Annotated in this window: 17 protein-coding genes; 11 read left to right on the top strand and 6 right to left on the bottom strand. The window is 49.3% G+C overall.

The annotated features are described in order from the left end of the window. From parE to parC, 4 genes are all read left to right on the top strand, one after another. The gene (parE, locus tag MHM93_RS10045; RefSeq protein WP_053910599.1) at positions 1-1,896 is read left to right on the top strand and encodes a DNA topoisomerase IV subunit B; all 1,896 of its coding nucleotides are present in this window, start codon (positions 1-3) and stop codon (positions 1,894-1,896) included. A 108-nt stretch (positions 1,897-2,004) separates the two neighbouring features. Beyond that, entirely contained in the window at positions 2,005-3,876 is a 1,872-nt protein-coding gene (locus MHM93_RS10040; RefSeq protein WP_239449056.1) for a GGDEF domain-containing protein, read from the top strand. Continuing rightward, complete coding sequence (locus MHM93_RS10035; protein ID WP_022946298.1) at positions 3,869-4,963, top strand: PQQ-dependent sugar dehydrogenase; 1,095 nt, start codon at positions 3,869-3,871, stop codon at positions 4,961-4,963. Before MHM93_RS10040 ends, MHM93_RS10035 begins: the two co-directional genes overlap by 8 nt. A 16-nt stretch (positions 4,964-4,979) precedes the next feature. Continuing rightward, complete coding sequence (gene parC / locus MHM93_RS10030; protein WP_239449055.1) at positions 4,980-7,280, top strand: DNA topoisomerase IV subunit A; 2,301 nt, start codon at positions 4,980-4,982, stop codon at positions 7,278-7,280. A gap of 45 nt (positions 7,281-7,325) precedes the next feature. On the opposite strand, the gene katG is transcribed toward parC, so the two are convergent. Continuing rightward, a complete protein-coding gene (katG, locus tag MHM93_RS10025) occupies positions 7,326-9,488 on the bottom strand; it encodes a catalase/peroxidase HPI (protein ID WP_239449054.1) in 2,163 nt (720 codons plus the stop codon). A gap of 260 nt (positions 9,489-9,748) precedes the next feature. Between katG and MHM93_RS10020 the strand changes: the two genes are divergently transcribed. The 3 genes from MHM93_RS10020 to MHM93_RS10010 all read left to right on the top strand — a co-directional run bounded on the left by MHM93_RS10020 (position 9,749) and on the right by MHM93_RS10010 (position 12,117). Then, entirely contained in the window at positions 9,749-10,453 is a 705-nt protein-coding gene (locus MHM93_RS10020; protein WP_026111301.1) for a 1-acylglycerol-3-phosphate O-acyltransferase, read from the top strand. Further along, a complete protein-coding gene (rraB, locus tag MHM93_RS10015) occupies positions 10,453-10,788 on the top strand; it encodes a ribonuclease E inhibitor RraB (protein WP_022946294.1) in 336 nt (111 codons plus the stop codon). Before MHM93_RS10020 ends, rraB begins: the two co-directional genes overlap by 1 nt. An 87-nt stretch (positions 10,789-10,875) precedes the next feature. Next, the gene (locus tag MHM93_RS10010; protein ID WP_239449053.1) at positions 10,876-12,117 is read left to right on the top strand and encodes an HD-GYP domain-containing protein; all 1,242 of its coding nucleotides are present in this window, start codon (positions 10,876-10,878) and stop codon (positions 12,115-12,117) included. On the opposite strand, the gene MHM93_RS10005 is transcribed toward MHM93_RS10010, so the two are convergent. Then, a complete protein-coding gene (locus tag MHM93_RS10005; protein WP_138547988.1) occupies positions 12,077-12,406 on the bottom strand; it encodes a hypothetical protein in 330 nt (109 codons plus the stop codon). The two genes, MHM93_RS10010 and MHM93_RS10005, sit on opposite strands and share 41 nt — an antisense overlap. A 231-nt stretch (positions 12,407-12,637) precedes the next feature. Between MHM93_RS10005 and MHM93_RS10000 the strand changes: the two genes are divergently transcribed. Beyond that, positions 12,638-13,897 (top strand): outer membrane protein transport protein, encoded by a 1,260-nt coding sequence (locus tag MHM93_RS10000; protein ID WP_239449052.1) that lies wholly within the window; start codon positions 12,638-12,640, stop codon positions 13,895-13,897. 117 nt (positions 13,898-14,014) lie between these two features. Here the strand turns inward: MHM93_RS10000 and MHM93_RS09995 are convergent, their stop codons facing one another. From MHM93_RS09995 to pepA, 3 genes are all read right to left on the bottom strand, one after another. Then, positions 14,015-16,861, bottom strand: coding sequence for a valine--tRNA ligase (locus MHM93_RS09995; RefSeq protein WP_239449051.1), 2,847 nt, complete (start codon positions 16,859-16,861; stop codon positions 14,015-14,017). Between the two features lie 16 nt (positions 16,862-16,877). Next, complete coding sequence (locus MHM93_RS09990; RefSeq protein WP_239449050.1) at positions 16,878-17,312, bottom strand: DNA polymerase III subunit chi; 435 nt, start codon at positions 17,310-17,312, stop codon at positions 16,878-16,880. A gap of 105 nt (positions 17,313-17,417) precedes the next feature. Continuing rightward, on the bottom strand, positions 17,418-18,932 hold the full coding sequence (pepA, locus tag MHM93_RS09985; protein ID WP_045979554.1) for a leucyl aminopeptidase: 1,515 nt from the start codon (positions 18,930-18,932) through the stop codon (positions 17,418-17,420). A gap of 243 nt (positions 18,933-19,175) precedes the next feature. On the opposite strand from pepA, the gene lptF reads away from it, so the two are divergent. Further along, positions 19,176-20,288 (top strand): LPS export ABC transporter permease LptF, encoded by a 1,113-nt coding sequence (gene lptF / locus MHM93_RS09980; RefSeq protein WP_022946286.1) that lies wholly within the window; start codon positions 19,176-19,178, stop codon positions 20,286-20,288. After that, entirely contained in the window at positions 20,285-21,349 is a 1,065-nt protein-coding gene (gene lptG / locus MHM93_RS09975) for an LPS export ABC transporter permease LptG (RefSeq protein ID WP_022946285.1), read from the top strand. Before lptF ends, lptG begins: the two co-directional genes overlap by 4 nt. A gap of 16 nt (positions 21,350-21,365) precedes the next feature. Here lptG and MHM93_RS09970 read toward each other — a convergent pair whose 3' ends face one another. Then, a complete protein-coding gene (locus MHM93_RS09970) occupies positions 21,366-21,866 on the bottom strand; it encodes an RDD family protein (protein WP_053910590.1) in 501 nt (166 codons plus the stop codon). A 143-nt stretch (positions 21,867-22,009) separates the two neighbouring features. On the opposite strand from MHM93_RS09970, the gene MHM93_RS09965 reads away from it, so the two are divergent. Next, a complete protein-coding gene (locus MHM93_RS09965; RefSeq protein ID WP_239449049.1) occupies positions 22,010-23,662 on the top strand; it encodes an acyl-CoA dehydrogenase family protein in 1,653 nt (550 codons plus the stop codon). Positions 23,663-23,722 lie beyond the last annotated feature (60 nt).

Raw genomic sequence — 23,722 nt, 5'->3', positions numbered from 1 at the left:
ATGAGCCAGCAGAATTACAACGCCGAAGCAATTGAAGTATTAAATGGTCTCGAGCCGGTGCAACGCCGCCCGGGGATGTACACCGACACCACGCGCCCTAACCACCTCAGTCAAGAAGTGATCGATAACAGTGTGGATGAGGCGCTGGCCGGACATGCCAGTAAGGTAGATGTCATTTTACATGAGGACAACTCGTTAGAGGTCATTGACGATGGTCGTGGTATGCCGGTGGATATTCACCCTGAAGAGGGGATCCCAGGGGTTGAACTGATTTTAACTAAGCTTCACGCCGGTGGTAAGTTCTCTAACAAAAGTTACCAGTTCTCTGGTGGTTTGCACGGCGTGGGTATTTCAGTGGTCAATGCGCTGTCAACACGTGTTGAAGTGACTGTGCGTCGCGACGGGCAAGTGTATGAGATTGCCTTCGCCGATGGCGATAAGGTGAAAGACTTAGAAGTCACCGGGACTGTGGGCAAGCGTAACACCGGTACGTCCGTTCGCTTTTGGCCCGATCCAAAGTATTTCGACTCCGCGAATTTTTCGCTTTCTAAACTCAACCACATTCTCAAAGCGAAGGCGGTACTGTGTCCTGGCTTGCGTATCCGCTTTATCAACAAGCAAAACAAAGAAACCCAGGAGTGGTACTACGAGGCGGGCCTGCAAGATTACATTAAAGACGCAACCAAAGACTTTGAAGCACTGCCTAAACAGCCATTTACTGGTGAGTTTAGTGGTGCCACGGAAGGGGTGGATTGGGCCTTGTTGTGGCTGCCAGAGGGCGGTGAGTCGATCACCGAAAGCTACGTTAACCTCATTCCCACCGCACAAGGCGGCACCCATGTTAATGGCTTGCGCCAAGGCTTGCTCGAGGCAATGCGAGAGTTCTGTGAATTCCGCAACTTGTTGCCCCGTGGTGTACGGCTGACGCCAGAAGATATCTGGGAAAAGTGCTCCTATGTATTATCGGTAAAAATGCAAGACCCACAATTCGCCGGACAAACCAAAGAAAAGCTGTCGTCACGTTCGTGCTCAGCGTTTGTCTCTGGGGTGGTTAAAGATTCTTTTAGCCTGTGGCTAAATGAGCACACCGATATTGCCGAGCTCCTTGCTGAGCTATGTATTAGTAACGCTCAAAAACGTATGCGCGCCGCCAAAAAAGTGGTGCGTAAAAAGGTTACGCAAGGCCCCGCTTTGCCCGGTAAGTTAACCGATTGCAGCAGTAACGAAAGTGAGCGCACGGAATTATTTTTAGTGGAAGGGGACTCAGCAGGCGGCTCAGCCAAACAAGCCCGGGATAGAGACTTCCAGGCGATTATGCCGCTGCGAGGTAAAATTCTGAATACTTGGGAAGTGGAATCCGGACAAATTTTAGCATCGCAAGAAGTGCATGATATCTCCGTTGCATTAGGTATAGACCCCGACAGCGACGATTTAAGTGGCTTACGCTACGGCAAAATTTGTATTCTTGCCGATGCTGACTCCGATGGACTGCATATTGCCACCTTGTTATGTGCTTTGTTTGTTAAACACTTCCCCACCTTGGTGCGCCAGGGTCATGTTTATGTTGCCATGCCGCCTTTGTATCGCATTGATGTGGGTAAAGAGGTTTTCTATGCCCTAGATGAGGGCGAAAAAACCGGTATTTTGGATCGCATCGAAGCAGAAAAGAAACGCGGCAAGGTCAATGTGCAACGCTTTAAAGGCTTGGGGGAAATGAACCCGTTGCAACTGCGTGAAACAACCATGGATCCGAATACTCGCCGTTTGGTGCAGCTTACCCTTGAAGAGATGGAACACACCGTCGAGGTGATGGATATGCTGCTGGCGAAAAAACGCTCTGGCGATCGCCGCCAATGGCTTGAGAATCACGGCGATAAAGCGCAAGTAGAGGTGTAACTAGAATCAATATCACGGCTAACATTACAGCCTGGTGTTAGCCGTTCACCTTCCCTTTACTTGCGGTGTGGTCTATTTAAACGAGGCCATATTAAATTAAGGATAGCTATGAAACGCGTATTACTGCTTTGCCAGCATATACTATTGCTTGTGTTTGTCGGCTCGGCGCTGGCAAGCGAGCCAGAGCAGTATTCCGACGCGTGGCTGAATCAGCAGCTCAAGCAATTGGATGAATACAGCGTTCAAGACCCTGTAGAAGCTGTTAACTTTACTGAACAACTACTTGATAACCATAGCGGGCTCAGTGCATTGCAACGCGCAGCGTTTGAACTTGAGCTGGTCAGCAACTACTTACTTGTAGGGCGCGATAGTGACGCACAGCGTTTAACCGATAAGCTCACCGCCACAGCAGATGAACTTAGGCCATCACAACAAGTACTCCTGTTGCTTGCCCGTGCGCAACTATTTGACCGCCAAGGCAAGCTAGACGCAGCGACTGAACTCTACAGCCAAGCCGAGCAGCAAGTCCAAGACCTCGCCCCTCTTCTACAAGCTGAAGTGTACAGCGCCATCGGCACTTTTTACGTTTACAACGACCAAGAGATAAAAGCATTAGGCTATTTCTCTCGGGCTTATCGGTTGTTACTTGAACACGGCTCAGAGCTGCAAATCGCGTATCTTGAATCAAGTATGGCGAAAACCCACGAATACCTGTTCGATTACGACCAAGCATTGGCTATGCAAACTAAAGCGCTTAATTATTTTAGCGAGCATGGTTTGTACTTCGATCAAATGGTGTCGCTGTTTAATATTGGTTCTATTTACATCGAACTCAATGACCCCCAAACAGCGTTGGAATACTTTCAAGCAATGTTGCCACTTGGGGCTAAACGCGACGACCCACAAGGTAAATACTTTACCTACTTTGGGTTGGCGCTTGCTTATGCGCAGATGGGGAAAACCGAACAAGCAGACCAAGCATTAGATAAAAGTGAGCACTGGGTTTGGGTGGTTGAAGATGCAGCTAATGAGCGTGCCCATCAATTTTTGCAAGCGCGTATTCGCTTGCAACAAAACCGCCTTGAAGAGGCTCAGCATATATTGCGCAACATTGAACAACGGCGGCAATCACAAGCAGAGCAAGGCAGTATTCATCGCAATTTGGAGTTGCTGGAATTAAAAGCGCAATTGGCCAAGCGCCAGCAAGATTACCCAAGAGCAGTGGACTTGTTAGAGCAGTATATTCAGGCCAGTGAGCAACATTACGACAGTGTTGGAGCCGTGGCCAAAGCGCGCCATAAAGTGCAGTTTGATACCGAGCAAATAGAACTTAATAACCGTATTTTGGCGCAGCAGCAGTCACTGCAAGAGCTAGAACTCGAGGCTTCCGAGCGACAGCACCGACTACAGCAAGGAATCATTTTTCTCGGTAGTTTAGTGCTTATCACCGTGCTTGCTTTTTCTTGGCGACAATATCGTTTGCGACAGCGCTTTCGCGCGCTTGCGGTCACCGATAGCCTTACGGCGGTGGCAAACCGTCGCCATGTCATGGATAAAGTCGATAGCTTGTGGCAAGACAATCAGCCTTTTGCTGTGATCGCCTGCGATATTGATCATTTTAAACGTATTAACGATGAGTATGGGCATAGTGTCGGCGACGATGTATTAATCTGTGTGACCAAACGTTTTAGCTACATGGTACGCCAGAGCGATATGCTTGGGCGCACTGGGGGGGAAGAGTTTTTGGTGGTGCTACCAGACACCGACCTTGAGCAAGCCGTTGAGATCGCAGAGCGTTTGCGCAATAGTTTGTGCTCGGATACAGTAAAAAGCAATAATCATGAGTTACGAGTAACGGCGAGTTTTGGGGTACTGCAGCGCAGTAATGATTATGACTCTGCCAAAGCGCTGCTTAGCGCCGTGGACAAATTACTCTATCAAGCAAAAAACAGCGGTCGAAATAAGGTGATTTATGAATAACAAACTTGTTAGTGCATTACTTGGGTTAACCTTCGCCAGCAGTGCGATGGCAACAGATATCACCGACAGACTGTCGGTTCCCGCAGGCTTCACCATCGAGCCGTACGCGCTAAATGTTGATAACGCGCGGCAACTAGCCATTTCCGAAAATGGTGTGGTCTATGCCGGTTCGCGTAAAGCGGGTAATGTTTACGCCTTAATTGATAAAGACCAAGACGGCCGTGCCGATAAACAGGTGCTGATTGCTGAAGGTCTTAACATGCCTTCGGGCATAGCCTATAAAGACGGAGCACTGTACGTTGCTGAGGTAGAGCGCATTATTCGCTTTGATGATATCGACAACAAGCTTGATAAAGCCAAACTAGAAGTGGTGTATGACAAGTTTCCCGATAAGCGCCACCACGGTTGGAAGTTTATTCGCTTCGCTCCCAGCGGTGAGCTTATTGTGCCTGTCGGCGTGCCCTGTAACGTCTGCGCAGAAGACCCTGAATTTGGCCGTATTTTCTCCCTGAATTTAGAGAGCAAAGAGCTTACCACCCTTGCAGAGGGGGTGCGTAATTCAGTTGGTTTCGATTACCATCCAGACAGTGGCAAACTGTGGTTTAGCGATAACGGTCGTGACATGATGGGTGATGATATTCCGCCGTGTGAAATTAACCGTATCGATGAAGTAGGGCAACATTTTGGCTTTCCATACTTCCACGGTGGTACAATCCCGGATCCGGAGTTCGGCAAAGGCAAAAACGCTGCCGATTACACTCAGCCAGCGCTAAATTTAGGTGCTCACGTGGCGCCACTAGGTATTCATTTTTACACTGGCGAGCAATTTCCAAGTGACTACGACAAACAGCTTTTTGTGGCTGAGCATGGTTCGTGGAACCGCAGTAAAAAAGCGGGCTACCGGGTTATGATGGCTAAGGTAGAAGATGGCCAAGTGACTGGCTACGAGCCATTTATAACCGGTTTTATGGAAAACGAAGAAACCTTTGGCCGACCCGTTGCCATGGTGCAAATGGCCGATGGCAGCTTGCTGGTCTCCGATGATTACGCTAACGCGATTTATCGCGTGCACTATAACAAGAAGTAAGTTTGGGTAAGTATCAATGACACAAACAACGACCTTGTCACAACAAGGCATAGAGCAACTTACCATGGGGCGCTTCACCGAAGACGCCTACCTCAATTATTCCATGTATGTGATCATGGACCGGGCCTTACCTCATATTGGTGATGGTCTCAAGCCCGTGCAACGGCGCATTGTCTACGCAATGAGTGAGCTGGGGCTCTCTGCAGCGGCTAAATATAAAAAGTCTGCCCGTACTGTGGGTGATGTGCTCGGTAAGTACCACCCCCATGGTGATAGTGCTTGCTATGAAGCTATGGTACTGATGGCACAGCCTTTTTCATATCGTTACCCCTTGGTTGATGGCCAAGGTAACTGGGGGGCCGCCGACGATCCTAAGTCCTTTGCAGCGATGCGTTATACCGAAGCGCGGTTGTCAAAATTCTCTGAGGTACTGCTAAAAGAGTTAGGCCAGGGCACCGCTGATTGGATCCCCAACTTCGATGGCACCATGAAGGAGCCTGAGGTACTGCCTGCACGCTTACCGCACATTTTACTTAATGGAGTAACGGGTATTGCTGTGGGCATGGCAACCGATATTCCACCGCACAATGTGCGCGAATTGGCTAATGCCTGTTGTCTGTTATTGGACAAACCCAAGACCGAATTGGCGGAGTTACTGGAGCTGGTTAAGGCACCCGATTACCCCACCGAAGCGGAAATCATTACTCCCAAGGCGGACATTGAAAAGCTCTACACCAGTGGCCGTGGCTCACTGAAAATGCGGGCTAAATACCATATTGAGCAGGGTGAAGTGGTGATCACTGCATTGCCACATCAGTGTTCAGGCGCCAAGGTGTTGGAGCAAATCGCCAACCAAATGACGGCAAAGAAACTGCCGATGGTGGCCGATTTACGCGACGAGTCGGATCATGAAAACCCAACCCGCATCGTTGTGGTGCCACGCTCTAACCGGGTAAAAGTCGAGCCGCTGATGGCGCATTTATTTGCCACCACGGATTTGGAAAAGAATTACCGCGTTAACCTCAATATGATCGGCCTTGATGGTCGACCGCAAGTGAAAGACTTACGCAGTATTCTTAGCGAATGGCTGACTTTCCGTCGTGATACGGTGCGTCGACGGTTGCAGTACCGCCTAGATAAAGTGCTCGCGCGACTGCATATTCTCGAAGGCTTGATGATTGCCTACCTCAATATTGATGAAGTCATTGCTATTATTCGCAGCGAAGACGAACCAAAGCCGGTATTGATGGAGCGCTATGGCCTCAGTGAAAAACAAGCTGAAGCAATTCTCGATTTGAAACTTCGTCACCTTGCTAAGCTTGAAGAAATGAAAATTCGCGGCGAGCAAGACGAGTTGGAACAAGAGCGTGACAAACTGCAGCTGATCTTAGGTTCAGAGCGCCGTATGTCGACGCTAATGAAAAAAGAAATTCAAGAAGCGGCTGAGTTATACGGTGATGATCGTCGCTCGCCTGTAGTTGAACGTGAAGAAGCCAAAGCACTGAGCGAAAAAGACCTGCTCCCCTCAGAGTCGGTCACTGTGGTGCTTTCCGAAAAAGGCTGGGCGCGAGTGGCCAAAGGTCATGAAGTGGATGCCGAGGGCTTAAACTATCGCGCAGGCGATAAGTTTAAAGCCAGCGCCAAAGGCAAGAGCAATCAGCCGGCGGTATTCCTCGACTCCAGTGGCCGCGCCTTTGCCACCGACGCACACAGTCTGCCCTCAGCGCGCAGCCAAGGTGAACCGATGTCGGGGCGTTTTAATATCGCTACGGGCGCCACACTTGAACACGCGGTGATGGCAGAGAATGAGCAACTGTTACTGATGGCCAGTGATGCCGGTTACGGCTTCGTTGCTGAATTTGCCGATTTGGTCAGTAAGAACAAAAATGGTAAGGCACTGGTAAGTTTGCCCAAAGGCGGGTTATTGTTCCAGCCTATTGCTGTGAATGATGTCAGTAAAGACTACTGCATGGCTATTTCCAGTGAAGGTCGCATGTTACTGTTCCCGTTACGAGACTTGCCTAAGCTCGCCAAAGGGAAAGGGAATAAGATTATCTCCATACCCAGTGCCAAGGTACAGGCGCGCGAAGAGTATGTGAAGTTACTCACCGTGGTTCCCGAGGGTGCGAGCGTGACCTTGCATGCAGGTAAGCGCAAACTGACGCTTAAGCCCGCAGACCTCGAGCACTATTATGGAGAGCGCGGACGCCGAGGCAATAAGCTACCGCGCGGTCTACAGCGAGTCGATGGCTGCGATATAGAGCTGAGCGCCAAAGCCAGTGAAGCGCCTGACGAGGAAACGCTTAGCGAAGATTAAAAAAGAGGGCCTTGGCCCTCTTTTTACTTTAACGGCTTTTGTCACTTACAGGTCGAAGCGATCGGCGTCCATGACTTTAACCCAGGCTTTGATAAAATCGTGGACAAAGCGTTCTTTGTTATCGTCTTGAGCGTAAAACTCAGCATAACTGCGCAGGATAGAGTTTGAGCCAAACACCAGATCAACGCGGGTAGCGGTCCACTTCACTTTGCCTGTGCTGCGCTCAACAATATCATAAAGCCCATTCTCTTTAGGCTGCCACTGGTATGCCATGTCGGTGAGGTTAACGAAGAAGTCATTGCTCAGCACCCCTTCACGGTCGGTAAACACACCGTGCTTGGAGCCACCATGGTTGGTACCTAACATACGCATTCCGCCTAATAACACGGTCATCTCCGGTGCCGTTAAGCCCATCAACTGCGTGCGTTCAAGTAACAATTCTTCCGCTGGAACGGCGTAGTCTTGCTTTAACCAGTTGCGATAGCCATCATGAATAGGTTCCAGTGGCTCGAATGACTCGCCATCGGTCATTTCATCGGTCGCATCGCCGCGCCCCGCGCTAAAGGGCACATTGATATCTACGCCCCCGGCTTTTGCCGCTTGCTCAATGGCTGCAGTGCCACCGAGAACAATGAGGTCGGCCATGCTAATGGGTTTGTCTAAGGTGCTTTGCAATTGCGTCAATGCATCAAGTACCCGATTTAAGCGTTCAGGTTCGTTGCCAAGCCAATCTTTTTGTGGTGTCAAACGGATGCGCGCGCCATTGGCACCGCCACGATAGTCTGAGCTACGAAAGGTGCGAGCACTGTCCCATGCGGTGCAGATAAGGTCGGCGGCACTCACTGGGCACGCCAGTATTTGCTGTTTAAGTTCAGCCTGCTCGGAACTACTAAGTACGTAATCGACACTCGGGATAGGGTCTTGCCAAATTAAATCTTCACTTGGCACATCGGCGCCGAGGTAACGAGATTTAGGGCCTAAATCACGATGGGTTAGTTTAAACCAAGCGCGGGCGAAGACATCGCTAAAGTAATCAAAGTCGTTGTGAAAGCGCTCGATGATTTTGCGATAGCTGGGGTCAAGCTTCATCGCCATATCGGCGTCGGTCATGATCGGATTGCAGCGAATAGATGGATCTTCGACATCAACGGGCTTATCTTCCTCTTTCATATCAATAGGCTCCCACTGCCAAGCGCCCGCAGGACTTTTCTTGAGCTGCCATTCGTAGTTAAGCAGTAGGTGGCAATATCCGTTGTCCCATTTTGTTGGGTAGGTGGTCCATGCTCCTTCTAATCCTGAGGTGACCGTATCGCGACCGATCCCGCGCTGGTGGTGGTTATTCCAACCCAGCCCTTGTTCGAAAACATCGGCGGCTTCTGGCTCGGGGCCAAGTATTTCGGCATCGCCATTACCGTGGGTTTTGCCTACAGTATGACCACCGACGGTCAAGGCTGCGGTTTCCTCGTCATCCATGGCCATACGAGCAAATGTCTCTCTGACTTGCGCTGCGGTCTTGAGCGGGTCTGGTTCGCCATTAACCCCTTCAGGGTTAACGTAGATAAGCCCCATTTGCACGGCGGCGAGAGGGTTTTCCATACTTTGCGGCTTCTCAACATTGTCGTAGCGCTCATCGCTCGGTGCTAGCCACTCTTTTTCTGCGCCCCAGTAAACGTCTTTTTCTGGGTGCCAAATATCCTCGCGGCCACCGGCGAAACCAAAGGTTTTCAGTCCCATGGACTCATAGGCCATGTTGCCGGCAAGGATCATTAAATCGGCCCATGAGAGTTTGTTACCGTACTTTTTCTTGATAGGCCACAGTAATCGCCGTGCTTTATCCAAATTGGCATTATCAGGCCATGAATTAAGCGGAGCAAAGCGTTGGTTACCGGTACCACCCCCACCGCGACCATCAGCAAGGCGATATGAACCTGCGGAGTGCCAAGCCATACGAATCATCAACCCACCATAATGGCCCCAGTCGGCAGGCCACCATGCCTGGCTGTCAGTCATCAGTGTTTTAAGATCGTTTTTCACCGCCTCTAAGTCGAGCTTTTTGAACTCCTCAGCGTAATTAAAATGCTCGCCGTAGGGGCTTGTTTTGCTATCGTGCTGATGCAAAATATCGAGGTTGAGTGCGTTGGGCCACCAATCAGTATTAGGTTTTGCTTGCGTGGTTTGGCTGCCATGCATCACTGGACACTTACCCATATCGTCCTCCTTAAGGAATCTAACGGTAATAAATTCATTCACTTACTATAGAGCTGTGGAGATGAACTAAGATTAAACAAGTGTAGTCTATAAGGCCTTAATGACAGCGAAATTGGAAACGATAAAAACCGATGCGTGGCATCGCTTTTTTCCAACACGTATAGCGCACTTAGTGAGAAAGCAATAACAGCGTACAAGTGTTCGCTTAAAATAATTCGCCTATGTATAATGCCGACAATTCAGGTTATGTGGAGTTTATCGTGCTGGCTTTATTGCGTTTGTTAGCCATGGCTGTGTTTGTCCCCTTAAGCTTTATCGCGGGGTTTATCTTGTGCTTGGTACGCCCGTTTCACGGTGATAACGTGCGGGTGATTGGTAGCTGGTATGCAAAGATGCCTAAGTTGCTGGGGGTGAATGTTGTTATTGAGAAAGACCCAGCCATTGTGACTGGTTCGCCTGCGGTCTATGTTGCTAACCATCAGAATAACTATGATTTATTTTTACTCCCCGGTGCGCTGCAGCGTAATACCGTAAGTTTGGGTAAAAAAAGCTTAAAATGGATCCCATTTTTTGGCCAAATTTATTGGTTGTCGGGCAATATTCTTATCGATCGTGCAAATCGTTCACGGGCGATGGCCACCATTGCTAAAACCACCGAAAAACTCAAAAAAGGCGGGTTATCACTGTGGATGTTTCCAGAGGGCACCCGTAGTTATGGTCGTGGCTTGTTGCCATTTAAAACCGGCGCGTTCCACACCGCACTCAATGCCAAGGTCCCTGTGGTGCCGGTAGTAATGAGTGATACCCACAAAACCATCAAGCTAAATCGCTGGGATAATGGTACTATTTACATCAAAATGCTGGCGCCACAATTATTGGATGCCTCGATGAGCCCGCGCGAATATGCGGATCATTTCCATGCCTTGATGGCTCAGACACTGGCGCAATTGAATGAGAGAACATAATGGAAAACTGGCGCGAAATTAGCGAAGAAATTGTCGAATCTTTACTTGAAGATGGCTCTAATCCGGAAATTTTATATGAGGTAGAACACCACTTTGTGTGTGAAGATTTTAATGCCCTAGAAAATGCCGCGTTAGCTGCTTTTAAGGCTGGCTTTGATGTGGAAGAACCGGCTGAGTTGGAGCTCGAAGAAGGGGGAACTATCTGGGGCTTTGATGTGGTGGTTGAGTCGGAGCTGGATGCCGACGTTATTATGGAAGATGTTGATAAGCTGGTAGCCATTGCCGCCGATAACGGCGTGGAATACGATGGCTGGGGCACTTACTTCCAAGACTAAAGGGTGGTTTTAACCACCTTTTATGGACTTTATTTACCATTTAGTGGTAATTTTATCTGAGTTTATTCAGCTTTCGTACAGTCCTCTATGTTGATCTCCTTACCTATTAGCGAGCTAAAAACCGGCATGTTTGTTGACCGGGTAAATAAGCAGGCCCAAGGTGCGTCAATAAAGATAAAAACCCGAGGCATGGTCAGAGATGCTTCCATCATTAAGCGCCTGCTGAGTGAGGGAGTGGAAGAGCTGACCATCGATTTCGCACAAAGCGATATCCCTATTCCCACGCATTTAAAACCCAAGTCTAAGAAAGAACACACTGGCGAGTCGCAAGATATCGCAAGCCAAGCAGAAAAGCCGAAGCTTAGTGACCGTGATCACAGTCAGGCGACGCTAGAGCAAGAGTTCCTCATCGCTAGCACTTGCTATGATCAAAGCTTGGGTAAACTGCGTGCCATGTACAACGAGCTGACATCAGGCATGCAAGTCAATATGGCACTACTCAGTGGTATCGCTGATGATATTGTTGACTCAGTTTTTCGTAACCCAGACGCAATGGCCGCGCTGACACTGCTGCGCGATAGAAATAGCTACACTTGGCGTCATATGATGAATTGTGCCATCTTGACCGCTATTTTTGCCAAATATTTAGGTTTCGAAATTAATAAAGTGCGGCAAATGGCGTTAGCGGCCTTGTTGCATGACATTGGTCTGGCCAAAGTACCGCAAGGAATTCTATCGAAGCCAGGTAAACTCACTGAGCTTGAAACCAAGGCGGTACGTAAACACGTGGCGCTAAGCCTAACCATGCTTAAGGGGCAAAAGCACATCTCCAGCATGATGTTAGAAATGGTTGTTAACCATCATGAGCGTTTAGACGGCAGCGGCTACCCGCGTGGTATCAAAGCCGATAAGTTATCTCGTGAAGCACGTATTTTAGCGCTGGTGGATGTGTATGCTGCGATGGTGGCAGATAAGCCCTATAAAAAAGGTGAGGAGCCGCTAACGGCACTGCGTTTCTTACTAGCGCAAAAGGCGATGTTTGACCAAGCCCTAGTGCAGCGCTTTATAAAATGTGTCGGGATCCATCCGGTGGGAACCTTGGTAAAGCTCACTAATGAGCGTTTGGCTTTGGTAGTGCAGGGCAATGAGGCTAATCCTATCAAACCTAAGGTACGGGTGTTTTATAACACTCAGCACCGTCACCACATTACCGCCAAAGACGTAGATTTAAGTGTCAGCAAAGACGATATCAAAATCTTGGGTAGCACCTCTCCCTTAGAGTTTGACCTTAATTTGTCTCGTTTGTTAAAGGAGCACTTGCTGCCTTAGCACGTTCACACTGCTTTTTTCCTTGGCGCTTCGCAGCGATTAATGCGCCACTAAAACAACTCCCCGTTAATATAAACCATACCATGGTGCCTTGTGTCGTATGCAGGGCAATACAACACAGCCCCAAACTTACCAGCGAGGCCAGCATTGAAGCGAGCCAATATTGGCTTACGGGGTTGTCGCACTCGCCTTGATGGTGGCAGGCGCAGTAGTTCGCACGTAAAAATGCAAATACACTGATAGCGCAAAACACCAGCGCAACCAAAATAAGCATTATAACGAGCACCATAGGACATTCCTGTTCACTTTTTTAATACCCGCAGTGTAGCGATATTAGATAAATAGTCAATGATAATGAGAATTTATATCATTTGAGTGTTTGAGGTCTAATCAGTCTTTAAAATCGTAAAATTATGTAAATATTGCCCTTAAATTACGCTATGTTAACCATATTTAACAGTTTTTTTGCATGAAATACGCTAGTGTATGCCAGTTAAAATGACAACAATGAGAAAGAAGTATGCAATTCAAAAAGACAATTTTAGCGGCTTCATTGGCGCTATTATCAACAGAATCTTTCGCTGCCGCTTTTCAGCTGGCAGAGCAAAATGCGTCAGGCTTAGGCCGCGCCTACGCTGGTGAAGCAGCCATTGCTGATGATGCATCTGTGGTTGCCCGTAACCCCGCACTGATGTCGCAATTTGAAACGGCACAGTTGAGCGTGGCGGCAATTTATGTCGAGCCAGACGTGAGCCTTGAAGGCGAAAGCACTAACAATGGCCTAAACCCTAACGTGTTAAACGACGATAGCATCGCCCCTAGCGCGGTGGTCCCTGCCGGTTACTTTGTACTCCCGGTAAACGATAAGGTGGCAGTGGGCTTTGGTGCCTTCTCTAACTTTGGTCTAGCTACTGAGTTTGCCAGTGATTATGCCGCAGGTCAGCTTGCTGGTGAAACTGAAATCGTCACCATTAACTCTAATGTATCGGTTTCTTATAAAGTGGACGAAGCTCTGACCTTGGCACTGGGTGTTAACCACATATACGCCGATGCAAAAATTGTCCGTAACCTTGGCGCAAACCCGCTAGGTGCACCGGCAAACCTAGAAGCGGTTCACCTTGAGGGCGACGACTATGGCTTTGGCTGGAATGTAGGCCTGGCCTATGACCTAGATAGTGACAACCGTCTTGGCTTCCATTATCGCAGCGAAACAGACCTCACATTTGAAGGTGACTACACCAATCAGCTTCCGGCAGCATTGGGCGGCCTTAATGGGCAAACTTTACCTGGCACGGTTGATTTAACCCTGCCAGCGATTGCTGAATTCTCAGGCTCACACCAGTTAAACCAAGATTATGGCCTACACTACAGTGTGCTTTGGACAGGCTGGAGTAGCTTTGACAAGCTTGAAGCCTATGTGCCAGTGAGTGAGGGACCGGTATTTAGCAAAAACGAAGACTTCTCGGATTCAATCCGTGTGTCAATCGGTGGTGACTACCAGCTAACAAACGATATTAAATTGCGTGCTGGTTTAGCCTTTGATGAATCGCCAGTGGCGCAGAAGCATCTGTCTATCTCTATCCCAGATACCGACCGCTTCTGGCTCTCTTTTGGTGCAGAGTGGTTTATCGATGAAGCGTCTAGCGTTGATTTAGGTGCCAGTATTTTACGCGGTAAAACCCAAAACTTTGTTGAAGGTGACAACCTAGGGCAGCAATGGGGCTTTGAGTCTGAAGGCCATGCTTACCTGGTGGGTGCACAGTACAACTACAGCTTCTAAGAGACGCTGAGATGAAAAAGCCAAGCAACCGCTTGGCTTTTTTGTGCTTATTTGTATGCGGCGCGGGCATAAAAAACGCGAGCCTGAGCTCGCGTTATGATTGTTGCCTAACAGTTTTTACAGGCTTTCGATTTTTGCTTTTTGCTCGAGCAATTTCGCCTTGGCTTCGCTGTACTCTGCAAGCTTCGACTTTTCTTTTTCAAGCACGGCTTCAGGCGCATTGTTGACAAACTTCTCGTTAGCGAGCTTTTTCTCAACTTGAGCCAGACCTTTTTCAGCTTTTTCCAATTGCTTAGTAATACGCGCTAACTCAGCGTCTACATCAATCAGTCCGGCCATGGGGATCATGATCTCGAGTTGACCCACGTAGGCGGTCGCACACGCTGGCGCGTCGTCGACGTTATCAAGCACGGTCACATCTTCTAACTTGGCTAGAGCGGCTAGGAAAGTCTGATTTTCTTGTAAACGACGAGTATCCTCGGCAGAAGCCTGAGCAAGCAACACGTTCAATGGTTTGCTTGGGCTAATGTCCATTTCACCGCGAATATTGCGAATGGCGACAATAAATTGTTTCATCCACTCTAAATCAGCCATCGCGGTGCTATCGACTTTATCTTGCTCAAACGCAGGGAACGCTTGGGTCATAATGGTATCGGCTTTGATACCTGCAAGCGGAGCCACACGCTGCCAAATAGTTTCGGTGATATATGGCATTAGCGGGTGCATCAAACGCAGTAGTCCTTCAAGCACAGTGATCAGCGTATGACGGGTGCCGCGTTGCTGGGTCTCGGTGCCTTTAAATAACACCGGTTTAGTCAGCTCGAGGTACCAGTCACAGAACTGGTTCCAGGTGAACTCGTAAATCGTGTTAGCAGCAAGGTCAAAACGGTAGTTGTCCAAGTGTTCAGTAAAGGTTTTCACGGTTTGTTGGAACTGCCCTTGAATCCAGCGATCCGCCAGCGAGTACTCGCGCTGTGCATCGTTGAAGCCGCAATCTTGCTCTTCGGTGTTCATAAGCACGTAACGGCTAGCATTCCACAGCTTGTTACAGAAGTTACGGTAACCTTCCAGGCGGTTCATATCCCAGTTGATATCACGACCTGTTGACGCCATGGCTGCAAGAGTGAAACGCAGGGCATCGGTGCCATGCGGCTCAATGCCCTCAGCGAAGGTTTTACGGGTGTTCTTTTCGATTTTCTTCGCCAGCTGCGGCTGCATCATGTTGCCGGTGCGCTTAGTCACTAGGCTTTCCAAATCGATGCCGTCAATCATGTCCAGTGGGTCAAGCACGTTACCCTTAGACTTCGACATTTTATCGCCATTCTCATCGCGAATCAGGCCAGTCACATACACGGTTTTAAACGGTACCTGAGGCTTGCCATTGTCATCTTTGATGAAATGCAGAGTCATCATAATCATACGGGCAACCCAGAAGAAAATGATGTCGAAACCAGTGACCAACACGTTAGACGGATGGAATACTTTTAAGTCTTCAACGTTGTTCGGCCAACCAAGGGTTGAGAAGGTCCACAATGCTGATGAGAACCAAGTATCGAGTACGTCGTCATCTTGGCTGAGCGTGACATCGTCATCGAGGTTATGCTCGCGGCGCACTTCTGCTTCATCGCGTCCAACATACACGTTGCCGTTGTTGTCGTACCACGCTGGAATACGGTGGCCCCACCATAGCTGGCGTGAAATACACCAGTCTTGAATGTCGCGCATCCAAGAAAAGTACATGTTTTCGTATTGCTTTGGTACGAACTCAATATCACCGTCTTCAACGGCTTTGATAGCTGGCTCGGCCAGTGGTGCAACGCGCACATACCATTGGTCGGTAAGTAGGGGCTCAATCACCACCCCAGAGCGATCGCCGTAGGGCACGGTTAAGCTGTGATCGTCAATCTTTTCTAATAACCCAGCCTGCTCGAACTCCGTAACCACTTGCTTACGCGCATCAAAACGGTCTAAGCCGTGGAAGCGCTCAGGGATAGGGGCGTCTAACTGCAGAGGTTTGCCATCAAAGGTAAAGGTTTCGCCTTCGCTTAGAATCGCCGCATCTTTGTTGAATACGTTAATCATCGGCAACTGGTGGCGTTTACCGACTTCATTATCGTTAAAGTCATGCGCAGGAGTGATTTTCACACAGCCGGTGCCTTTTTCCATATCGGCATGCTCATCGGCAACGATAGGAATACGGCGGTTGACGATAGGCAGCAAGACTTCTTTGCCAATGAGGTTCTGATAACGCTCGTCATCAGGGTTTACGGCCACACCGGTATCGCCGAGCATGGTCTCAGGGCGAGTGGTGGCGACGACGATGTAATCTTTGCCATCCTGAGTTTTGACGCCATCGGCCAATGGATAGCGCATATTCCACATATGCCCTTGTTTGTCTTTGTTTTCAACTTCAAGGTCAGAAATAGCGGTGTGTAGTTTTGGATCCCAGTTAACCAGGCGCTTACCACGGTAAATTAAGTCGTCTTTATACAGGCGTACAAAGACTTCTTTAACCGCTTCAGATAGGCCGTCATCCATAGTGAAGCGTTCACGGTCCCAATCCACCGAGGCGCCTAAACGACGTAGCTGCTTGGTGATGGTGCCGCCAGATTCATTCTTCCATTGCCAGATTTTATCGATAAAGGCATCACGACCTAGGTCATGGCGTGTTTTATCTTCCTCGGCGGCGAGTTTGCGCTCGACCACCATTTGTGTCGCGATCCCAGCATGGTCGGTACCAACCTGCCACAATGTGTTATTCCCTTGCATCCGCTTGAAACGGATTAAGGTATCCATGATGGTGTCCTGGAAGGCGTGACCCATATGTAGGCTGCCGGTGACATTTGGTGGTGGGATCATAATTGAGTATGAGTCGCCCTCACCACTTGGCTTAAAGTAGCCGTTCTCTTCCCACTTCTGATAGAGGGATTGTTCAATATCTTGCGGATTATAGGTTTTATCCATTGCCCAGAACCTTAACTTAAACTTTTTGTGTTGCCAGCTGCGCGCCTAAGTCGCGTAACTGCTTATATCTTGCTCGTGCTTGGTGTTTGCGTGTGTCATCGGCTGGCACAAAGTCAAACACCGTATCAAAGCGACGTATAAAATCGGGCACGCTTGACGCTAAGTTGATCAGTACACTGCGCCGTGACACGGGCGGGGTTAGCCCTATCTCCACAGCGGCACCGGCGCGCGGCCCTTCACCTTGGAGGTTGTGGGGCACAAAGCTATCGGCGTCAAATGCCCATAGGTGCTGATCAACAAGATGAGCATCGTCGCGATTATCAACAAAGATAAATACCCGTTGTCCTTGGCGATATTGCTCGCACGCCAAGCGAGCGCCAAGATCAAAATGAGCCGGTACGTCGCTGCCCGGCTCATCGGCATGTTCTAGCAGGTAAAATAACGCGTGCATTGCGCCCTCTACGCGGCTCGTTAATCCGCCAATTTTGACACAATCACGCCCCTGCATCAATGAATAAGCCCCTTAAAAAAGGGGCTTGAAGTGATATCGCAGTGATTAATCTTGCGGGTTATCCAATACCCCAGCGCGGTTAATCAAATATTGCGTTAGCATCGGCACAGGACGCCCCGTGGCGCCTTTAGTTTTGCCGCCGCTGCGCCATGCCGTACCGGCAATATCTAAGTGCGCCCAGTTATACTTTTTGGTGAACTTAGATAAGAAGCAGGCTGCGGTAATAGTGCCTGCGGCGCGACCGCCTAAGTTAGTGAAATCAGCAAACGGGCTTTCTAACTGCTCATGATAGTCATCCCATAGCGGCAGCTGCCAAGCACGATCGCCACTTTGCTCAGAGGCTTTAAGAAGGTCATGTGCCAAAGGATTATGGTTAGAGAGCATGCCGGTTGCATGAGCACCCAGGGCAATGATACACGCACCAGTAAGGGTGGCTACGTCAATCACGGTATCGGGGTCGAATGCCTCCACATAGGTGAGGGCATCACACAGTACCAAGCGTCCCTCGGCGTCAGTATTAAGGACTTCGACGGTTTGCCCCGACATCGTGGTTAGAATATCACCCGGGCGATAGGCATTGGAGCTGGGCATGTTTTCACAACCTGCAAGCACACCAATGACATTAATGGGCAGTTGCATTTTGGCAATGGAGCGCATGGTGCCGATAACCCCAGCTGCGCCGCCCATGTCGTATTTCATCTCGTCCATGGCTTCGCCTGGCTTAATTGAAATACCGCCAGAGTCGAAAGTCAGGCCTTTGCCTACCAACACTATCGGCGCCGCGCCTTCTGCGCCGCCATTGTAGTGAATCACTGACATCACTGACTCGTTAGCACTGCCACGGCCTACGGCGAGGTAAGAGTGCATACCGAGCTCTTCCATTTCTTGCTCGCCGACCAAGTTTACGGTGACGTTCTCGAACTCTTCTTCTAAGCCTTTTGCTTGCTCACCTAGGTAACGAGGGTTACAGATATTTGGCGGCATATTGGCGACATCTTTACAGAGTTTGGCTCCTGAAGCGATAGCTAAACCATGCTCAATAGCACTTTCGCCAATCGGCAATTCGCGGCGCGTTGGGACGTTGAAAACAATTTTCCGCAGTGGTCGGCGTGGGTCGCTTTTTTTACTTTTCAGCTGGTTAAAGGTGTATAAGCAATCTTGTGTAGTCTCAACAGCTTGGCGTACTTTCCAATACGTATCACGGCTTTTCACATGCTGCTCTGTTAAAAAGCACACCGCTTCCATGGCCCCAGTCTCGTTCAGGGTATTAATGGTTTTGGAAATGATTTGCTTATACTGTTTGTCGTCTAGCTCGCGCTCTTTACCACAACCTACAAGTAGTACGCGCTCACTTAGCACATTCGGTACATGGTGTAATAATAGCGTTTGCCCTGGCTTACCTTCTAAGTCGCCGCGACGTAAAAGGTTAGAGATGTAGCCTTCACTGATTTGATCCAGTTGCTCGCCGATAGGGGATAAGCGGCGTGGCTCGTAAACACCCACTACAATACAAGCGCTGCGTTGCTTCTCTGGGCTACCACTTTTTACGCTAAATTCCATTGTGACTCCTAATTAGAGGAAAAGTCAGCCCTTGGGGCGTTTGCCAGCCAAGGCGCTGTTCACCTACTTACTATTGTCGTGAACTATTTACGCATTTATCAATCCACTAACTAAAGTGTAGACAATTACATGCCTTAGGTATGATATTTAATGCGCTTGACATATAATAAAGTGACTAAAACAACTAGTTTACTCAAATTTTCCTACTATGCCAGTGAAACACGACGTTTTTAGGGGCGGACATTGCTGATTTTTCGATACTTAACCGCTGAAGTTTTCAAGTCTCAGGTTGCTGTTTTCTTGACCTTAATGACCATTTTTATCAGCCAAAAATTCGTCGTAATTCTAGGCGATGCATCTGAGGGCAGTATTCCTGCAAAATTAGTGCTTTCTATGGTGGCACTAAAGCTGCCGCAATTAGCCTCGTTGATTCTGCCGCTAAGTATCTTTTTAGGTATTATCCTCGCTTATAGCCGCGTGTATGCTGACAGCGAAATGACGGTTCTTAAAGCCTGTGGCGTCAGTGAATGGTATGTGGTGCGTATCACCTTAATCTCAAGCACCGCATTGGCTATTTTAGCCGGTGCCATGACCTTGTATTTGGCCCCATGGGCCAGTGAAAAGGAATACCAGTTAAAGGAGCGGGCACAAGCCGATGCCGGTCTTTCTGCCTTGCGTGCCGGGCGCTTTCAGGAAACAGGGAATGAAAAAGCCGTGGTCTTTATTCATGATATGGACGATGGCGGACGCGTTTTAAATAAAGTGTTCGTGGCGCAGTTGCCTCGTGGTGAAGGCCAGCAACAGTCTCAGGTTGTGTATGCCGAGCAAGGGCAGGTGATCGAACGTGATAACGGCGAACAACAGTTGATCCTGCGTCAGGGGCAGCGCTACGAAACTCAGGCCCGCGCACTGAACATGCAACATACCGAGTTTGATAGCTATCAGGTGCAGATCCGCGAGCAAGCCATTGAACACCAGCGTCGTAAGCTGGAAGCCGTGCCCACCGCCAAGTTGTTAGAGCAAGATAGCAATGAAGCTATCTCGCAGTTTCAATGGCGCTTAGCCATTCCGTTGTCTATTCCGCTATTAACGCTTATCGCCGTGCCTTTGAGCGTGGTGAACCCGCGCCAAGGTAAATTTGCCAAACTAGTGCCGGCGATCAGCCTGTACCTAGGGTATTTTATTTTATTGAATGCCGCTAAGTTTGCCTTGGAAGATGGCAAAATTCCGCCTTCGATTGGCCTGTGGTGGGTGCATCTTAGTGCGCTGTTTATTGGTGCATTTCTTATTATCAAAGGGCGACCGCTCGGCGTGTGGCTGCGCTCCATCCTAACTAAGCGAGAGGCCGCAGTATGAAAACACTCGATTGGTATTTAGGGCGCAGCATTATGCAAACCACGGGGTTCGCCCTATTGGTTCTGGTGGGGATCAGTACCCTCATTAAGTTTATTGAGCAGCTTAAATCAGTGGGGCGTGGCAGCTACGACATTATGGATGCGCTGTTATATACCTTGTATACGGTGCCTGGCGATGTAGTGGTATTTTTCCCTATGGCGGCGTTGATAGGCGGACTCACCGGGCTCGGTGCTTTGGCTTCAAACAGCGAGTTGGTCGTGATGCAGGCGGCGGGCATGTCACGCTTGCAGGTCATTGCCTCGGTGATGAAAACGGCGGTGGTATTAGCCTTATTGATGATGGCCATGGCCGAGTGGGGTGTACCCAAGGCCGAGCAAACCGCCAAACAACTGCGTTCGCATGCTATATACGGCGGCGATGTATACAGCGCCAAGCAAGGCGTGTGGGCCAAAGATGGTGATGTTTTCGTCAACATTGAGGATGTTGACCAACAAGGGCAACTCAACGGCGTGCGTATGTATCACTTTGATAAAGACTTAGAGCTGGAAAAGATCACCTTTGCTGATCGAGCGCTTTATCGCGAAGGTGGCTGGATGCTACGTAAAGTCAAAGAGTTACATGTTGATGCGGCACAAATTAGAGAAAGCTTCGCCGAAGAACAATTTTACGACTCACAGCTCACCGCTGAAAAATTGGGAGTGGTATCGGTGAAGCCCGAAACCTTGTCATTCAAAGGGCTGTGGTCTTACTTGCAGTATTTGCAGCACAATGACCAAGACACCACCGCTTACGAGTTGGCATTGTGGCGCAAGATTATGCAGCCCGTGTCTTTGGCAGTGATGCTGCTTGTGGCGCTGTCATTTATTTTTGGGCCGCTGCGCACCGTAACCATGGGTGCGCGTATTGTGATGGGGGTGGTCACAGGTATCGCTTTTCACCTGACTGACCGTATCTTCGGCCCTATTGTGACGGTGTATCAGATCCCCGCATTTGTGGGGGCGGTGCTACCGAGCATGTTGTTTATTATCTTCTCAAGCTACCTACTGAAGCGGCGCAATTAAACGCCGCTTGCTGTGCTTAATCTAGAGCTTGGTAAATTTTCTTGTTGTCTTCTTTGCTTAAGGTAACCACTTCACAGCCCGATAAGTAGTCCTGCAGGGCGCGTTTGTTTTTTATATCAACCAAGACCAAGATATTGCCTAAGCCAAGTAACGCGCACAGGCTGCGCCATGCGCTTTGCCAAAAGCCTGGAAGGCTGCCATCGAGCCGGCGCACTTGCATACGCCATGCACGCATACCGATTGTTTGCCCACTCTTACTCCAGAAGTAGCCAAAAAAGCTTAGGCTTACTAAGACTAAAAGCACATCACGGAGCACATAGAGAACGGTATTTTGTTGAATCAACGCTGCCACATCTTCCGCCTCACCTAAGCTTAACCAACCTAGCGAGATAGCGCCTTGTACAACAAGCAAGTACACCACCGTGGTCAGCATGGCAAAGGCGATAACCACAAGGCCATCATAAATTAATGAGGCGATACGTCGGGCAAACCCAGTGCGTGCATAATCAGCAGACATGACAACATTCCTAAGCGATAAAATCGGCGACAGTGTAGCAAACCCCCTGCACAAAGGCGACGCTCTTAGTGCTCGCTCGACAAGGTGGTCAGACCTGCTATAGTCAGTGACATAACTCCACTGCCGCACTGTGAGAAAAATAAATGAATAACAACAGCCTAGCAGATACACACTCGGTATTTAATCAACCCAAGCCATTAGCGAATTACAATGCCTTTAGCGCCGACGAGGTGTTGCAATACTGGCTAACGCGATTCGGTGGCAGTTGGGGCGCGCCCATGCTTTGCAACTTTGGTGAAGGCATAGGTGGGTCACTATTAGAGGCCGGCTTCCTTGCTAATAAGCACCTTCCCGAATTTGTTAGTCATAACCGTTTTGGTGAGCGCATTGATCAAGTCGATTACCACCCGGCTTATCATCAACTGATGCGTCATGCAGTGCAAAGTGGTCACTGCGCACTACCTTGGTTGGAGAGCAAAAGCGGGGCGCATGTGGTGCGCGCAGCGCTGGCTTTTTTACACAGCCACGCCGACCCTGGCTCGGGCTGCCCGTTAACCATGACTTTCGCTAGCGTTCCGGCAATCGCGGTACAAAAAGAGGTGGCCGATCGATGGCTGCCCAAGATTCTGTCCCGTCACTATGATGAAAGCAATAAGCCCTGGTATGAAAAGCAAGGCGTGACCATAGGGATGGCAATGACCGAAAAACAAGGTGGCAGTGATGTGCGAGCAAACACCACCTATGCCACTCCTGTAGCTGCGGGTGGGCCGGGGCAATTGTATGAGATTGTGGGTCATAAGTGGTTTTGCTCGGCGCCGATGTGCGATGGCTTTTTGGTGTTAGCTCAGGTTGAGCAACAGCTTTCATGCTTTTTAGTTCCCCGTTGGCGCGAGGATGGCAGTAAAAACCCAATGCATATCCAGCGCCTTAAAAACAAGTTAGGGAATCAATCTAACGCCAGCTCCGAGGTGGAATTTCGAGGTGCTCATGGGTGGCTATTGGGTGAGCCAGGGCGCGGCATCGCCACCATCATTCAAATGGTGGCTTTAACGCGCTACGACTGCATGCTGGGCTCTTCGGCACTAATGGCGCAAGCAGCGAAAGAAGCGATTTGGCATACCCATGAACGCCAGGTATTTGGCAAAGGCCTGCACCAGCAACCGCTTATGCGCAACGTATTAGCAGATTTAGCCATTGAGGCCGAGGCTGCTTTGGCTATCTCTATGCGTATCGCCAATGCGTTAGATAACCAAGATGATCACCACCATCGAGCGTTAGTACGCAGCGCCACCGCAATCGGCAAGTATTGGATTTGCAAGCGCGCCGTGCAACATACCTATGAGGCCATGGAGTGTGTCGGTGGGGTGGGGTATGTAAACGACAATGTGCTCAGCCGTTTGTATAAAGAGGCCCCGGTGAACGCCATTTGGGAGGGCTCGGGCAATGTGCAGTGTTTAGATTTATTACGGGTGCTGAATAAAGAGCCGGATACGCTAAAGGCGTTATTGCGGGAATTAGAGCAGGCAAAGAGCCAGTATACACAGTTCGACGAGCGCTTAGCGCAGTTGCAGGCCCAGCTTGGTGATAAAGGGGCGATTGAAATACACGCGCGGCAAATTATGGAGAGCTTGGCCCTGCTTTGGCAGGGTGCAACCTTGCTTATTTACGGCGACCCCTTAATTGCCGATGCCTTTGTGCGCTCACGTTTAGCACCCCAGAGCCATCACCAATATGGCACACTCAATGAAAATATTGATATGCAGGCAATTATTAAACGCTTTATGCCTAAGTGCTGATATTGTTAAACATCGATGCTCGCGCTTGGTTGTTTATTCAGCAGTTGACACATTAATAAC

The organism is Pseudoalteromonas sp. MM17-2, assembly GCF_022347945.1.
GTDB classification, from domain to species: domain Bacteria; phylum Pseudomonadota; class Gammaproteobacteria; order Enterobacterales; family Alteromonadaceae; genus Pseudoalteromonas; species Pseudoalteromonas ruthenica.
This window is presented reverse-complemented; position numbering and strand designations above follow the sequence as displayed.